Origin of the sequence: Salinimicrobium soli, assembly GCF_048323655.1 — a bacterium.
Lineage (GTDB): Bacteria > Bacteroidota > Bacteroidia > Flavobacteriales > Flavobacteriaceae > Salinimicrobium > Salinimicrobium soli.
This window is the reverse complement of sequence record NZ_JBLUWW010000002.1, coordinates 754586-772200: the sequence shown is the minus strand read 5'-3', so window position 1 is coordinate 772200 and position 17615 is coordinate 754586. Positions and strand designations below refer to the sequence as shown.

Here is a 17615-nt window from a genome sequence, read left to right as displayed (position 1 = left end):
GCAGAACTCAAGTTGTATTTAATGGACTTACTCATGAACCTGCGTGATCATAATCCTGAGATATTTCTTTGTTAGCTTTTTCCCCAATCACAAAGTACATTTTCATCATTCCCTTGTTCTTAACATTGATCTCCCCTCTATATTCACAATCGAATTTTTGTTTAACGAGGTCATAAGTGTATTCAGAGATATTAACTTTGCCAACCTCTGAAGTGGTTTCCATTCTGGATGCAATGTTTACTGCATCCCCCCATATATCATAAGCAAATTTCTTGCTCCCCACTACTCCGGCCACCACAGGTCCTGAATTGATCCCTATACGTACATCAAAACGAGTTCTGTTATCAGCATTCTCTTCTTTGGCCCGGTTAACAAAATTGATCATCTCTAAGGCCGCACTCACCACTCTTTCTGCATGATCATTGACAGGAAAGGGAACACCCGAAGCACACATATAAGCATCTCCCACCGTTTTGATCTTTTCCAGGGAATACTTCTCAATTATGCGGTCAAATGCGGAAAAATAGTAATCCACACTTTGAACCAGTTCTTCTGGAGAAAGGTTTTCTGCATAATGAGTGAAATTCTGGAAGTCGGTAAAAAGAATGGAGACTGAATCAAATCGTTTTGCCTGTACCCTTCCTTTTTCTTTTAATTCCTGGGCTGTTTCCTGCGGAAGGATATTCAGAAGCAGGATCTCTGACCGATTCTTCTCTTTTTCGATGATCTTTTTGGTCCTTCCTATAAACTTGTTGCGCCGGTATAATCCAAGGGCCAGCAGCATTATTAGGAAAAGGGCAATAATGGTAGCTATTACAATCGTTTTTTGATTCTTCTTCTGCTCGTTCAACAGGTCTATTTTAGTTTCCCTCTTGGCTATCTCAAAATCTGATCGCAGATTCGCTATTTTTTTTACTTCCTCCACATTCTCAAGACTGTCCTTATAAATTACGTAGCTTTTAAAATGTTCATAGGATTCCGGTATATTTCCTACCTCTTCATAAAGTTGGGACAATTTGAGATGGCGGTTCTCAAGATCTGTTTTCATTTTATAGATCTTTGCAGCCTCCAGGCTTTTCTCAGCGTACATAATCGCTGCATCATAATTCCCTGTTTCAATATAAATATCAGATAAGGTCGAGTAAAAATCTGTTAAAGCGTTGTAATCAGAAACCTCTTCAAGCACCGTAACAGCTTCCAGTAAATAAGTTTCTGCCTGCTCTAGATTTCCTCCACGGGAAAAAATAATTCTTCCTAAATTTCCTTCAGCGTAGGCTTCAAAGTATTCGTTCTTCAAATCCCTAAAGATTCTTCGCGCCTCAAGGGTGTAAACCAGAGCAGAATCCAGCTCTTTTCTTATGAACAAATTATCTCCTGCATTGTACAGAGCTAGTCCCAAAGTGGAAACACTATCAATATCCCGCAAAATATTAATCCCCCGATCATAGTAAATGATTGCCTGGTCAGTGTCATCATTTTCAGAGAAGGTGTTACCAATTTCCGCGTTAAGAACAGCGACATCAAATAATAGATCAAGCTCTTCTGCCAGATCAACTGCTTTATAGAGGTTTTCAAGAGATTCAATGTAATCACCGCGATATCTATACGCAACTCCTCTGGACCGATAACCTTCCAAAAGATATTTCTTGTTTTTAGCCTCAATTGAAGACAATATTAAAAGTCGGGAATATCTCAATAAACTATCCGGATCTCTCTCCTCTGATAAGATTTGATCCAGAAGTTTAAGATTATTTTCTCCGGTAGGTTGGGACCAATAGACCTTTTTTAAGCTGTCAGCCTCATGTTCCTCCTGGGCATAGATAATCCAGCTGCAGAAGAACATCAAGGTGACGTAAAGTATCTTTTGTTTACAGGTCATGTCTATGCGGTGTGTTCCAGATCCATTTGTAGTTTTGGATCCACTGTGTAGGATACTCCATTCACTGTAAAATGCACATCATAATTCTCGGTTCCGGTAACTTTCTTGTCTTTGATCTTTGCTTCAACAGTGCCATCATTCTTTGGATCGATCTTTTTCCAAATTTCAGATCCTCCATCTTCTTTTCTGGTAATATTGGTAATGACTACCTCATCAGAACTTCCATTCTTCGCACTTCCAGACCAGGTAACTTTTTTATCCCGGTACACCTTTGATACAAAATTTTCAGGGGTTCCGTTTTGCCTATCCCCGTTGTTATCTGAAAATTTTACTTTAGTTTCTACATTCTGCTGATTGAGATTCTCGGTATCTACTTCCATGTAGATATTCACGTCTTTTGCTTTGTGATCGCTCATAATAATGGATTTTTTGGTTAGTTGTAATTATTTGATAATTAAGATACTAAAGAAAATCAGGTTTGCAATAGGCTTATCGTTGAAGCGTACGTTTTTTTCTTTAAAATGCATACTGATGAGGACTGACTTTAAATACTTTCTTTAAAAAACTTTGGATTACTAAAAATATGTTAAGGAATTAAGAACAAAAATAAATATCTGTAACTTAATCAACTGAAATCCCCCCAATTAGCCCCCAGGAGTCGTCATTTATTAAAGGAAATCTGTAGCTGGATCTACTTCTCTGCACCTGTTCCTTTTCTTCATATATGTTGAGAAATGCCAACTACTAAAGAATTATCTGAAAAAATTCAGCAGAGAGAGGCGCAACTTGCTTTACTGGGAAGTGTACAGGAGAGTTTATTGGCCCGAAAGGAAATGTCCAAGATCTACCATCTGGTAGGTGACAGCATCAGGGAACTTTTTGATGCAGAAGTCACGGCCATTTCTACTTTTGATCACACTAACCATCTTGAGGTATTCCAGTATATTTTTGAAGAAGGGGAAGAACATCATCCTGCACCACGCCCTATTGATAAAATGAGGCAGCTTCTCATAGATAATTCTGATATCATATATCTCAACGAAGATGCCGATGCACTTTGGACGAAACTCACCGGGGAAGAACCCACTGTGGTGCCCGGAACTAAACTTACCAAAAGTGCTGTGTATGTTCCCATGACTGCTAACGGAACTGTTTTCGGATACATCAGCATCCAAAACCTCGACCGTGAAAATGCCTTTTCTGAATCAGATATCAGGTTGTTGAGTACCCTTGCAGGAAGTATAGGAGTCAGCCTGGAAAATGCGCGCCTTTTTAACGAGACCGAGCAGCGCAATGCAGAACTAGCGGTTATAAACAGCGTGCAACAGGGATTAGTGGCCGAAACAGACCTGCAGGGCATCTATGACCTGGTAGGCGACAAGATCAGGGATCTGTTTGATGCACAGGTCACCGGGATTGACACCTATGATCCCGAGACCGGGCTGGAGCATTTCAATTATTTATATGAAGACGGACAAAGATACTTTCCTGATCCCAGACCTTTAAGCACGCTTCCCAAACTAATGATGAAAACCGGCTCCCTTTATCTTATCAATCAGGATCTCGAAGCCTGGTATGGTAAACTTACGGACGGCAAATTTGCCCCGGTTCCCGGAACACGCAGTCCGAAGTCCGCACTTTTTGTTCCTCTTAAAATAGCAGATGAAGTAAGAGGTTGTGTTACCCTTCAAAATTTAGACAGGGAAAATGCTTTTAGCGAATCTGACGTGCGGCTGCTAAGCACCCTTGCCAGCAGTATGAGCGTGGCTTTGGAAAATGCCCGGTTGTTCAACGAAACCGAACAACGAAATGCCGAACTCGCTGTAATAAACAGTGTTCAGGAAGGCCTGGTGGCAGAGACCGGTTTGCAGGGAATCTATGACCTGGTGGGAGATCGCCTTCGTGACCTTTTCGATGCACAGGTAACAGGTATCTATTCTTTTGATATTGATGCCGGAATTGAGCACTTTCATTATCTCTTTGAAGATGGGCAGAGATTGTATCCAAAATCCCGCCCCCTTGACAAGGTCCGGGAGCATATTATAAAGACGAAGAGTACTATCAACATCACAGAAAATCTCGTAGAAGAGGTTAACAAACAATTTGGGATAAAAGCTGAGGCCGTTCCCGGAACAAAATTGCCCAAATCCTTTTTAATGGTTCCCCTTATCATCGGGAATTCAGTCACCGGTGCCGTAACCCTGCAAAACCTTGACAAAGAACACGCCTTCAGTGATTCGGATGTGCGATTGCTGAGTACGCTGGCTAACAGTATGAGCGTGGCTTTAGAGAATGCCCGACTATTTAGCGAGACCGAACAACGAAATGCAGAACTCGCAGTGATCAATAGTGTACAGGAAGGCCTGGTAGCAGAGATGGACCTTCAGGGCATCTATGATCTCGTAGGGGAAAAGACCCGCCAATTATTCGATGCCCAGGTGGTGGGTATTGCAACCTTTAATTATGCGAATCAAACGGAAGTCTTCAATTACATTTTTGAAAATGGACAACGCTTTTATCCCGATCCCCGGCAGATCAATCCTATGAGGCAGAAAATGATCGATACCCATAATATGATCGTGATAAGGGAAAATGCAGTGGAAGCATTTCGGGAACTGGAAGGTAGAGATGTAGAAGCCATTCCCGGCACCGGTTTTCCCAAGTCGGCCGTGTTTGTTCCCATGCTGCTGGGAGATACCGTCAAAGGTTATGTTACTCTTCAGAACCTGGATCATGAAAATGCCTTTAATGATGCTGATATCCGTCTTTTAAGTACGCTGGTAAACAGTATGAGCGTAGCGCTGGAAAATGCCCGTTTATTCAATGAGACCACCAGGCTTCTCGCTGAAACCGAAAAACGTAATTCTGAACTGGAGATCATCAATAATGTACAGGAAGGACTGGTACGGGAAATGGACATGGAAGCTATCTATAGGGAAGTGGGCGATCGCATCTGCGAGGTACTGAATACACAAACTCTCATAATTAGAACCTTTGATCATAAAACCGGACTGGAGCATTGGGAATATGCCATAGAAAACGGAAAAAGGATCGACAGTGCTCCCCGTCCTTTTATATGGGCCAACCAACAATTGATAAAGAACAAGGAATCTTTGCTTATCAATGAAAATTATCTTGAGACCGCCCAAAAATACGGGGGAAGAGGTTTTACAGAGGGACAGGTACCCAAAAGTGCCATATTCGTTCCCATGATCGTAGGGGAAGAGATCAAAGGCTCTGTGAGCCTGCAAAACATTAAAAAAGAACATGCTTTCAACGAAGATGATGTGCGCTTACTAACTACCCTTACAAACAGTATGAGCTTTGCCATCGAGAATGCACGTCTCTTCAATGAAACAACCCGCCTCCTGGGAGAAACAGAAAGAAGGGCAGCCGAACTTCATACGGTGAATAACATCAGTAAAGCGATCGTTTCGCAACTCGAACTAAAGAATCTGATTGAGCTGGTAGGAGAACAAATGCGTAAGACCTTCAATGCTGATATCGTTTACCTTGCCCTGCATGACAGGAGTACTGGCATGCTCCACTTTCCTTACTATTATGGAGATCGTTCAGCATCCAGGAAATTTGGAAATGGAATCACCGAAAAGATCATCATAAACAGGGAGCCGTTACTCGTAAATCAAAATCTAGACGAGGTGTACGAAAAGATGCAGGCCGAAAAAAAGGGGAAAAGCGTTGCCTCTTACCTGGGAGTTCCAATTATGGTGGGGAGTGAGGCCATAGGAGTGATCAGTGTTCAAAGTAAGGAACAGAACAACCGCTTTACCGAAAATGATGAACACCTCCTCACAACTATAGCTGCTAATGTGGGAATTGCAATTCAGAATGCTGAAACTTACCAGAAGATGAAAGCTGCCCTTAATGATCTAAAATCAGCACAAAATCAGCTGGTACAGCAGGAGAAATTGGCTTCCCTGGGGCAACTCACTGCCGGAATAGCGCATGAAATAAAAAACCCGTTGAACTTCGTCAATAATTTTTCTGACGTGAGTATTGAACTCATAGATGAAGCAAAAGAAGAAATAGCCGAAGCTAAGAATTCTGCAGCGGCAAACGGACAATTAAAAGTTTTTGAGGATCTTCTGGAATTGCTCACAGCTGTGGAAGCAAATCTTCGAAAGATCCACGAACATGGCACCCGAGCCGACATGATAGTTAAGTCCATGCTACAGCACAGTAGAGGTGGCACGGGAAAAATGATGCCCACAGATCTTAACCTGTTAATAAGGGAATATGTGAACCTGGCCTTCCACGGAATGAGAGCGGGGAAAAAACCCATTAATGTCAATATCGAATTAGATTTGGATGAAAGCCTGGAGAAAATACCGCTGGTTTCTGAAGACTTCAGCCGGGTGATCCTCAATCTTTGTAACAACGCTTTTGATGCCGAACGCGAAAAACTGCAGACTTCCTCCTACACCCCCAGGTTGATTGTTAGAACCAGACAACACAATAATCGGGTATTTATCGAAGTAGAGGATAACGGGCCGGGCATACCTGACAATATAAAAGACAAAATTCTTCAACCTTTCTTCACCACTAAAAAAGGAACCGAAGGAACCGGACTGGGCCTTAGCATTACTAATGATATTATGAAAGCTCATGGAGGGACCCTCAATATAGAGACTGCACCGGGTGAAGGAACACGCTTTATACTGGAATTATCCTCCCAAAAACCTGTAAATGTCCAGATGACATGAGCATTACAACACTAACTCGTCAAAAATGGGATCTTTTCTAACTTTTTTTTTCATACTTCTTATGCCAGCCGCCCAGAACAGCGGCTTTCAAGTTCATGATAAGGAGCCGCTTCAAACAGCACCTGTCGTATTGCACGATTCTTTGTTCACAAAAGAAGACAGGGAGATCAATTTTGCGGATCTAAAAGGATGGAGATTTTCTCCGGAAGATAATCCTGAATTTGCATCCCCACAGTATGACGACAGTAGTTGGTACCGGCTGACAAAAGCTCCATCTCAATATAATGCACTTCCGGATACCTTATGGAAAGGTTTTGGCTGGTTCAGATTAGAGGTTACCATAGATCCTTCCTTTACCACCAGAACAATGTTTCAAAGCCAGGATGGCAGTGGTGCTATGGAGTTTTTTATTAATGATTCCATAATCTTAAGGAAAGGAAAACCAGCTACCACACTTAACGAGCAGGATCTGGCGACCGCTTCAATAAGCGAGTTAGCCTTTTACGACTGGGAACCCGGGAAAACCTATCAGCTGGCAGTACGCTATTCCTTTCACGGTTATGACACCCTTAAGCTCCTGGATAACTTAAAACCACCCACCTTTTTTGATATACACCTGTTTAAAAAAGAAAATTTAGGACTTTATTTAACCAGAACAAAAATAGTTTCTCTTATCCTGGGATCAAGCTCCCTTGTTTTGTTTATGGTAATGATTTTACACCTCTTTATGTATTTTAAAGTTAAGGACAAAGGTCCGAACTTCTGGATCTTTATACTGACGATTACTCTTTTTGTCTTTTCCGTTTTTCTGAACATCAGGGCTCTCTACCAGATTTCCAGTTACCCGGTATATGTTGCCATTTCTTTCATAATGTCATTTCTAATTCCCCTTGCAATAGGTCTGGTTCCATATACTACTCATCAGGTGTTAAGAGTAGAACCGCACCCCTTCTGGCGACATTTTATTTGGCTCGGGATCGTAATTCCTCTTCTCGGAAGCAAAATAGTTGTGATCTATGAAGCAGAATCTGTGATAAATCCCTTGATTGGCTTAGTTCTGGTAGGAACCGCTATTTTTGGGGGGATACAAGCCCTGAGAAAGGCGATGAAACACACAAGAGAGGACGTTGGCCTGATTGCAGTATCTATTCTTGGCCTTCCCGTTCTATTAGTGCTGGGGATTTTTCTCTTCGACATTTTAGAGTTACAGAATTTTTCAGTGACCATGGTGATGTACTTTTTACTTCTAACCGTGGTTCCGGTGGGAATGTCACTCTATCAGGGAAAAAGATTTCTTCGGATGCACAACCATCTTGACGGAATGGTGGAAGAACGGACACTTGAACTGGAAAAAGCTTTTCAGGAGCTGGAGGAGTCACATCAGAATTTAAAAGCAGCTCAGAACCAGTTAGTGCAACAGGAAAAGCTTGCCTCATTAGGACAAATGACGGCGGGAATCGCTCACGAGATAAAGAACCCTTTGAATTTCGTAAATAACTTTTCTGAAGTCTGTATCGAACTTATAGATGAAGCTCGTGTCGAATTAGATAACGCTCTAAAAGAGCATCGCAACTCTCCCGACTCTGACCCAAACTTCTCACTTTTGAAGAATATTTCTGAACTTCTCGATTCAGTTGAAAACAATCTGCAAAAGATCCATCAACATGGTTCCCGTGCAGACGGGATCGTTAAAGCCATGTTACTTCACAGTCGTGGAGGTTCCGGAAAGCAGGTTCCTACAGACCTTAATTCCCTGCTAAAGGAGTATGTCAATCTCGCCTATCACGGAATGAGAGCCGGAAAAAAGCCGATTGAAGTAGAGATCGAACTGCAATTAGATGATTCCCTGCAAGAAGTCTCTCTTATATCTGAGGATTTCAGCCGTGTGATCCTCAACCTTAGTAACAATGCTTTTGATGCACTCAGAGAGAAGCTTGAAAAGAAAACTTTTGATGCTAAACTGGTAGTAAAAACAGAACAGGATAAAGACCTGGTAAGAATTTTATTTAAAGATAATGGTCCCGGAATTCCGGAAGAAAATAAGAACAAGATCCTGCAGCCATTCTTTACTACTAAAAAAGGTACGGAAGGTACCGGTCTTGGTTTAAGCATTAGCCATGATATTGTGAAGGCTCACGGAGGTAATATCCTTATTGAATCTGAACCCGGAATGGGAACCACTTTTATATTGGAGCTGGCAAAAAAGCCGATAGCGGAAAATGTGAGCAGTTAAATTAAAATGATCGTAAAATGCCATTTTTGAATCTTCTCGTTTTACTTCTGATGATCCCTGTTCAGGATTCTGTTAAACAAAAAAAGGAACCTCAACATCCGGAAGTTTTGGTGCTGCACGACAGTATGATTGAGCACAATTATAGAGAGATCCATTTCGCCAGATTAAATGGATGGAAATTCTCCTCTGAAGACGATCCTGAATTTTCATCACCTGATTACGACGATAGTGGGTGGTATAGAATTCCAATACCTCCTGAAGAAGAAGGAGCTATACCTGATTCCCTGTGGAAAGGCTTTGGCTGGTACCGATTAAAAGTCAAAATAGATACCGCGTTCAGTATGTCACACACGGTATTGCAAAGCTACGGAGGGGTGGGTGCAATAGAGTTTTATATAAATGATTCTTTGGTCTTAAAAAGGGGGAACCCGGCACCTCTTGAGAAAAATGAAAAATTTACAGGTACTCCAGCGACGATTGGCAATTTTTATGATTTTGTGCCGGGAGAAACCTATCAACTGGCGTTCAGAAATTCATTTCACAACCATAAACTCCTGGGAATTTTTACCGGGATGCCTGTAAAAACGGATTTGGGAATACATATGTATGACAGAAATAATCTTGATAACGATATCAGGGAAAAGAACATTTTAACATCCATCATTAGTCTTGCAGCTATTATACTTTTTATGGTTACTATACTTCACCTGCTCTTGTATCTAAAGCTAAGGGAAGAGAAATCTAATCTCTATATCTTTTTAATTACCGGTGCCCTTTGGCTTTTTTCTCTCTCCCTACTTGTAGAAGAATTCAGAATTTTTGAGGATTATAACTTAAAGGTTGCATTACAATTCCTTACAGGCCTCTTGATATCCTTTTTTATAGGCTTTGTCCCTTTTGTTCTCCATAAGATTCTCAAAGTTCCAATGGGGAAATTTTGGAAATTTTTTGTGTATTTCCCGGTTACCATCATTCTATTAGAAACTTTTATTTCAGTCTTCATCTCGGTCCCTGAAATTATTATGGAAGTTCTGTTAATTTTAATAATCCTTGCTTCCTTTACGGGGGGAATAATTGCAATGTTAAAGGCAAAAAAACGGGAAAGAAAGGATTTGTACTTACTTGCCGGTTCTATATTAGGCGCTCCTGTAATAATGATTCTTGCCATCAGCATAACTTTTCTATTTGATTCAGGAAGTTTTTTTTCTTTTAGTCTTGTAACTTTCCTTTTGTTGACTATTCTTCCTGTTGGCCTGTCATTGTATCAGGGTAAAAATTTTCTTCAAATGCATAGAAACCTGGATCAAATGGTACAGGAACGAACCAGGGAATTGGAAGAAGCTTATCAAAATCTGGAAGAGTCTCATCAGCAATTGAAAGATGCGCAAGGACAGTTAATCCAACAGGAAAAACTTGCTTCTTTAGGGCAGCTTACTGCAGGAATAGCCCATGAAATCAAAAACCCTTTAAATTTTGTAAATAATTTTTCTGAAGTATGCCTGGAAATGATCGACGAAGCTAAAGAGGAAATTGCAACAATTCGAAAAGGTCACCAAAATTCCAACGGCTCTTCTGAGACCCTAAAACTTCTCGATGACGTCAATGACCTCCTTAGTTCTGTAGCATCAAACCTTAAAAAGATATATGAACATGGCCACCGTGCAGACGGAATCGTAAAATCCATGCTCCTACACAGCCGGGGCGGCTCCGGGAAAATGGAAGAGGTTCATTTAAACGCTCTGGTCAGGGAATATGTAAACCTTGCTTATCACGGAATGAGAGCCGGAAAAAAACCCATTGATGTGGATATTGAATTCGATCTGGACCTGAACGTAGGAGAAGTAAAACTGGTTGGTGAAGACTTTAGCCGGGTGATCGTGAATTTATGTAACAACGCCTTTGATGCCATGCGGGAAAAACTTTCAAAAACGAACTTTAAACCCCTTCTTAAAGTAAAGACTGTCCGGGAAGAAGAACTGGTCAAGATCAAAATAACAGATAATGGCCCGGGTATTCCTGAAGAGAACATGGATAAGATCCTGCAGCCGTTTTTTACAACCAAAAAAGGTACAGAAGGCACCGGACTTGGATTATCGATCTCGCATGATATAGTGAAAGCACACGGAGGCGAGATCGAAATAGAGTCAGTTCCCCAAAATGGTTCCACTATTACCATTGTTCTGCAAACTATTACAAGAACCGCAGACAGCCTAAAAAACACTGATTACTAAAGTGTTATGTGCTTTTTTTTCAGTAATTTAATTCTTTTTAGCCCGGGATTGGATGAAGACAAAAAAAACAGACCAGCTGGAGTCTATTAGTGCAGTAGTTCAAAAAGCTCTTTTTAAGGATCTGATGATCTCCGATCTTGAAATGGCTGAAGAATTACGGTTGCAGATAGATATTAGAAAGCTAAGGGAATCCTGGCAGGTAACTAATTTGCATGTCACCTCCCCCTCTGAATCTTTAAAAAAAGGAAATAGATCTTCAAGGAACAATGCAGATCTACAATTAGAGTTGACAAAGACTTCAACTGCCCTTGCCGACTGCAGGGAAATGATGCTGGCTGCACAGGAGCAACTTATTGAACAGGAAAAACTATCAAGTCTGGGCCAGTTGACTGCAGGTATCGCTCATGAAATAAAGAATCCTCTGAATTTTATTACCAACTTTTCAGAATTGAGCGTGGAATATATTAATGAGATCCACCAGCTGCTCAATAAAATACAAAAAGATGAACGGCATGAGGAAATTTCTGATCTCTTAAATGATATTCGAAGGAACCTCAACCTAATCCATAATCACGGTACCAGGGCCCATTCTATTGTAAAATCCATGCTTCTACACAGTCGTGGAGGAAGCGGAGCCATGGAACCGGTTGATCTCAATGCCCTGATCAAAGAATATGTCAACCTTGCATTTCATGGAATGCGCGCGAACAATGATCCTATCAATGTCACTATTGATTTGCAACTGGATAAGGAACTTAAAGAGGTCATGCTGAATCCCGAGAGTTTTAGCAGGGTTATTCTCAATCTCTGTAAGAATGCTTTTGATGCCATGAGGGAAAAAGTTCAAACCTCCGAAAAAGGCTACTTACCAAAGCTACGGGTAAAAACTCTCGCGGAACAGGATAAAGTACTTATTGAGTTTGAGGATAACGGACCAGGTATCCCTGAAGAAATAAGAGATAAACTCTTAATGCCCTTTTTCACTACTAAAAAAGGAGTGGAAGGAACCGGATTGGGATTAAGCATATCCCATGACATCATTAAGACCCATGGCGGTATCTTCAAAATTGAATCTGTAGAAGGAGAGTATGCTCGCTTTAAAATAATACTCAACATAGCTTAAAAATCTTGATATGAAAATACTTATAGTAGATGATGAGAAAGATGTAGAAATGCTTTTCCGTCAAAAATTTAGAAAAGAAACAAAGAATGAAAATTTAGAGCTGGTATTTGCTTTTTCAGGAAAAGAGGCTTTACAGATCCTGGAAGAGTCTGATCCTCCCAATGTGGTATACGTTTTTTCTGATATAAATATGCCCGGCATGACCGGTCTGGAACTGCTTGAAATAATAATAAAGAAGTTCCCCCAGATCAAAGTCAGTATGATCTCTGCGTATGGAGATACCGAGAATTATAATAAGGCTATTAATTCGGGGGCGAAGGAATTTTTTACCAAACCTATTGATTTTGTTTCCCTTAAACAGGAGATCCGAAATTATTTATAGCTGTTGGCTTTTACGCACTACCTTCTCCTTTTCCTGCCCCTTTAATAAGGGAAGTGTGATAACGAAGGTTGCTCCCTCTTCTTTATCTTCTATTAGCCGCAGAGAACCATTATGTCCCTGCGTGATTATGGTATAACTTAAACTAAGGCCCAAGCCTGTGCCCTCCCCGGTAGGCTTGGTGGTAAAGAAAGGTTCAAATATCTTTTCATGGATATCTTTTGGAATTCCGGGTCCGTTATCACTAACTCTGACTTCCACATGTTCCCCTTCCGGCCGGGTGGAAATTACTACTTCGGGATCATATCCTTCACCTATCCGCAGTTTCTTTTCCCATACGGCGTCCAGGGAATTGCCGATCAGGTTGAGTAAAACCTGACCTATCTCCTGCCCCATTATACGTACTGGCCCAATTTCAGGATCCAGATCTTTTCTTAGGCTGGCCCGAAAATCGGGATTTTGGGCACACTTGCCGTGATATGCCAGGGCAGCATATTTTTCTATAAGCTCATTAATGTCAAGATCCTCAAAGGTAGATTTACCACCTCTTGCGTGTTGCATCATAGAGCGCACAATAGCATCTGCACGTTTTCCATGTTCTTCGATCTTGGTGGTATTTTGTTTAAGGTCCCTCATGATATCATCAATATCACTACTGCCTTTTTTCCATGCCTCCATAAGTTCCCCAACTAATTCTGAAGAAAGTTCGGCAAAGTTGTTAATGAAGTTCAACGGATTCTTGATCTCGTGAGCTATTCCGGTAGCAAGTCTTCCCAGAGAAGCCATTTTTTCAGCCTGCACTACCTGATTTTGAGCAGCCTTTAGTTCATCATAGGCTTTTTGCAGTTGATGTGCTTTTTCAAGTTCCACCTCTTTTTTCTCATTTTCTGCCTGCAGAGCTTTGGCCTGCGCTTCGGCTGCGTTCGATCTTGCTGTTGCGGTTTCTGCTTTTAACTGTGCTTCATAAAGCCTGGAGCGGTCCCTCTCCTTTTTTATAAGTCGTGATCGCTGGACCCTGTCTACAATAAAAATTAAAGTAGTAAAAATGATGAGATAACCTAGGAAGGCCCACCATTTTAGCCACCATACCGGTTCCACCTCAAATTTGTATTGCAGAGGAGCTTCAGAAAATACGCCGCTCCCATTTTCTGCCATTATTTCCAAAGTGTATTCCTTAGGCCACAAATAAGCAGACAGGTTTGTGAAACGTATCTTCCTTTCGGAAGTTGGTTCAGACCATTTACTGTCATATCCTAAAAGACGGGTGCGATATTTAACTTCAGGAACATTCGCAAAGCTGAGAGCTACATATTCAAAAGCAGCTTCATTTCGGCTATCAGATTTATAGGAAATATCAGCCAGATCAAGATGTAACACTGGAGGAACCTTATTAGGAACATCCAGTTCTGGATTGTAAATGGTAATTCCTTCAGAAGTACCGTAAAATACTTCTCCCTCTTCGTTTATCTTAACAGATCCATACAGCCATACTTCGTTATCAACGAGGCCATCGTGCCGGGTCACAGTCCTTAACACCTTTCCACTGGAAGGATCTACTTCTGCCAGGCCACCATTAGTACCTACCCACAAATTGCCGCTAACCGGAGATAGTGCAAAACTCACTGCATTGCTCCAGGGCATTCCGTCATCTGCGGTAATAGCAGTCTTAATTTTTTGATCCTCTACTCCCATTGCATACAGACCTTCAGGAGTACCAATCCATATTTTCCCATCATGGAAAAGGAGTTTTTCTATTTGATTTCCGGGGGCGCCATTATCTACCGACCATACCTGCTCAAAAAAGGGATCCTGACCTTCTTTTGCTTTCATTTCAGTCAGATTTTCAATATTGACCCTGCCTTTGCTCCTAAAAAGCCCCTTATCCCGTGTGCCTACCCAGATTCTGCCCTCATTATCAACCGCCACAGCGTGGTATATTGTGGGTGGCAAGCCGAACTCAGGATTAAAACCAAAAGCTTCTTCTCCCCTTACGCCAAAAACGCTTCTTACGCCGGGAAACCAACTGGAAATAATTGGTTTGTTGTTTTTCTGACTGTAAAAGACCAGGTTTTCTGAAGCAATAGAAGGCGGACTTTCTTTAAGTTCAACTATTCGTGCAGGTTTTCCGAAAATTTCTATTTCTGAAGACGCCGAAGAAGTTCCCGGGTATTTCCCCTCCTTGAAGATTATACCGTTGACACCCTGAGTAGTGGCTATCCATACCCGTCCCTGTGCATCGGATGTAATACCGTTCACCCAATCGGAAACCAGCCCGTCAGTTTGCCTGATGAATTGAGATTCCCCCTTTTCATTTACCACAGTAACTCCTTCCTCTGTTCCTATCCAGAACCTTCCGGGTATAGAATCTTTGTGTGGTAAAAAAACTGCATTAACAGAGCCTGAGGACAAAACCGGGGTCTCCCCCATGACCGAACGGGCGGTATAACTTTCAAAAGCCCTGAAATTGTATCGTAATTTGGAAACTCCGCCAGACTGTGCAATCCAGATGTTTCCTTCCCTGTCTTCAAGAACACTGTAAACATTATTGCTTAAAAGACCATTTTTGCGGGTGTAAGTACCTTTCACTTTTCCTGAATTCCCATCTAAGCGAATAATTCCGGCTTCGCCGCTATTAGCAAACATTTCTCCGTTAGACACTTTCGCTAACCTGTTGACATTGGAAGGAGGACCGGAATAAACTATTTCAGGCACTGATTTTTCAGACCTGAACATTAGAATATTTCCATTTTGGCTATAGGCCCATATCTTTCCGGCTTCATCTTCAAAGACTGAATAAAAATCCTCTTCTGATTTTCCCTCTCCCGGATCAAAAAAGATAGCTGCTTTACCATTCCGGAACGATGCGATCTTCCCGCCCTCAAGACCTGCGATCACTTTTCCGGAAGAGCCAATAATTATAGAGGTTACCGCCTTGTTTTCTGGTCCCCCAAAATTAGTAAACAGGGTGTCTACGTTGAACTTTTTATCCTTACCTGAATAGTATCTCAAAATACCACTTGAAGCGGTCCCTACGTAGAGATTGCCTGAGGTATCAGCGGCCATTTGCTGATTGTGAAAAATAGCTTCATCAGTTAGAGAAACCTCTGCCGGATTAGCAGTAAAATGAACGCGTTTTCCATTCCTATAAGCAGGTAAAGGTTCCTCTGAAACCACAAGTCCGGAATTCGAAGAAACCCATAAATACCCATTTGCATCTTCAATGAGTTGCCACACGTTGTGATCCCGCAGTCCGTCCTCCTGATCATAAAGATCCATTCCAACTCCGTCATGCCGAACCACCCCGGAACTAAAATTAGAGAACCAGATAAAACCTTCTTTGTCCTGATAAACCTGGGTCACCAGTGCCGAGGGAAGCGGATTGACTTCACTTACACTGGTAAAATGAGTAAGGGGAAGCTCCTGAGAATTTCCCCTACCCATTACCATAAAAATTATCATTCCATATAACAGGAACTTCAGTTTCATCATACTGAATTTTCAATTTCTTATAACTCTATAATCCTCCAGATCCATTATTAAAACTGGTGATCAACACAATATCGGTTGAGAGGGATCTGGTTGCCTTGGTAGTTGCCTGAGTTCTTGCCGCAGCTTCCTCTGAAGGACAACTGCCCAATGCTTCACAGGCTCTGGCCTCAGCATAGATCATTAAAGCAGTGTTAAAACTTTCATTCAATACAAGCTTTCCATCCACTGTTTTATAAGCTCCCCTACCGCTCTTAACATTCAATTCCGCAGTAAGTAATTGTTGTAAATAAAGGTCAAGTTCAGATTTAATTGGTTTTGACAGAATATCAAGTGCTGTTTTAGCCTTGTTACCTCCAAATTGGAAAGGAACATCTAATAAATACATCTCTACATCGCTGAGTAACTTATTTAAATCGGCTTTAGAATATCCACTATTATTTTTTCCGGCGTTCTTTATTTGTTGGATCCAAAACTTATAGTCCTCTGTATCCAGTGGAATAGTACCGTTATTAAATTCCCCGGTTATTTTAGTCGCCTCTACCTGGTAGCCGAAATTTTTACCTGTTACGTCTCCTGTGACATCCACATCGTAAGATACAACTGTGGTAGCAGTGTAATTCTGGTCATTTAAAAGGTCACTGCCTACAGAAACAGTATAGCTGCCTTCCAAAACTTCGAAAGAATACGATCCATCCCCTGAGGTTTGAACTTCAGCATGATACTCTCCCTGATCCAAATTAATTGTGTATCCTCCTATCCCGGTTTCTGAAGGTTGCTTTGTCTTATCACTATTAGCATCAATAAATATACTTCCCGAAATAGTATAAACCCCCGCACATGGCCCCAGAACTTTTGTGGATGTTTCTATACCGCCACGCACTACAGTTACATCAATAATACCCAGGGAAATATCTCCTTCATAGGTGATCGTGAAAACCTCTTTTCCATCTTTGGAGATCGAATTATTCCATTTGATCCTGCCATCTTCCAGTTTGGAAGATTGTGTTGGACTCCATGAAGGTACCGTGCCTGCACATTCCGGAACCTCGAGATAAAAACTATCCAGCTGAGCAGTTGCTCCTGTACCCTCCACGGAATATACAAAGGTGGTAGAGCCATCTGCCGAAAAAAAGTGATCTTCAAGGACTATAGTGTATCCGTTCAAATCGGCAGACTCAAAGGCTTCCATAAAATTGACGTAGCCATCATCATTACTTGTAATAGATGTAGCCAAATTCAAGGAATCTTGATTGACATTTAGAAGCTCCGGATCTTCTTCCACTTCACATCCGTTAATAAAAACACCCACCAGAATTAATACACTCATGAAATAAAATTTCTTTTTCATAGCACACAGTTTTATTGTTAGTAATTAAAAGGGGGAGAAAATGACCGTGAAGGGAAATTGGTCAAAAACAGACCGGCATAAGTGAGGGGGTCAAAAGCCGGTAACATGTTAAAAATCAGTAATTAAGACTCCTAAGATACTATTAAACCTCCAATAATTAAAGACGAAAAAACTTTTTTTCGTCCAAAAGGTTCTTATTTGGGTTTTTA

The 17615-nt window shown here is 41.4% G+C and carries 9 protein-coding genes; 5 read left to right on the top strand and 4 right to left on the bottom strand.

Annotated features, from left to right (window positions below):
* Positions 1–31: 31 nt before the first annotated feature.
* Both ACNORC_RS09040 and ACNORC_RS09035 read right to left on the bottom strand, forming a co-directional pair.
* Entirely contained in the window at positions 32–1879 is a 1848-nt protein-coding gene (locus ACNORC_RS09040) for an adenylate/guanylate cyclase domain-containing protein (protein ID WP_418335303.1), read from the bottom strand.
* Positions 1880–1881: 2 nt separating this feature from the next.
* On the bottom strand, positions 1882–2295 hold the full coding sequence (locus ACNORC_RS09035) for a hypothetical protein (protein WP_418335302.1): 414 nt from the start codon (positions 2293–2295) through the stop codon (positions 1882–1884).
* Between the two features lie 318 nt (positions 2296–2613).
* Between ACNORC_RS09035 and ACNORC_RS09030 the strand changes: the two genes are divergently transcribed.
* Genes ACNORC_RS09030 through ACNORC_RS09010 form a run of 5 tightly spaced genes read left to right on the top strand, consistent with a single transcriptional unit; the run spans position 2614 to position 12572 of the window.
* Entirely contained in the window at positions 2614–6603 is a 3990-nt protein-coding gene (locus ACNORC_RS09030) for a GAF domain-containing protein (protein ID WP_418335301.1), read from the top strand.
* A gap of 25 nt (positions 6604–6628) precedes the next feature.
* Positions 6629–8836 (top strand): ATP-binding protein, encoded by a 2208-nt coding sequence (locus ACNORC_RS09025; RefSeq protein ID WP_418335300.1) that lies wholly within the window; start codon positions 6629–6631, stop codon positions 8834–8836.
* Between the two features lie 17 nt (positions 8837–8853).
* A complete protein-coding gene (locus tag ACNORC_RS09020) occupies positions 8854–11067 on the top strand; it encodes a sensor histidine kinase (RefSeq protein WP_418335299.1) in 2214 nt (737 codons plus the stop codon).
* Between the two features lie 52 nt (positions 11068–11119).
* Positions 11120–12190: a sensor histidine kinase gene (locus ACNORC_RS09015; protein ID WP_418335298.1), complete on the top strand. Its 1071-nt coding sequence runs from the start codon at positions 11120–11122 to the stop codon at positions 12188–12190.
* A 10-nt stretch (positions 12191–12200) separates the two neighbouring features.
* The gene (locus ACNORC_RS09010) at positions 12201–12572 is read left to right on the top strand and encodes a response regulator (protein ID WP_418335297.1); all 372 of its coding nucleotides are present in this window, start codon (positions 12201–12203) and stop codon (positions 12570–12572) included.
* On the opposite strand, the gene ACNORC_RS09005 is transcribed toward ACNORC_RS09010, so the two are convergent.
* Together ACNORC_RS09005 and ACNORC_RS09000 are read right to left on the bottom strand one after the other, a co-directional pair.
* Positions 12567–16058, bottom strand: a complete 3492-nt coding sequence (locus ACNORC_RS09005; RefSeq protein ID WP_418335296.1) for a sensor histidine kinase — start codon at positions 16056–16058, stop codon at positions 12567–12569. The genes ACNORC_RS09010 and ACNORC_RS09005 overlap by 6 nt on opposite strands.
* Positions 16059–16083: 25 nt before the next feature.
* The gene (locus tag ACNORC_RS09000; protein WP_418335295.1) at positions 16084–17406 is read right to left on the bottom strand and encodes a hypothetical protein; all 1323 of its coding nucleotides are present in this window, start codon (positions 17404–17406) and stop codon (positions 16084–16086) included.
* Between the last annotated feature and the right edge of the window lie 209 nt (positions 17407–17615).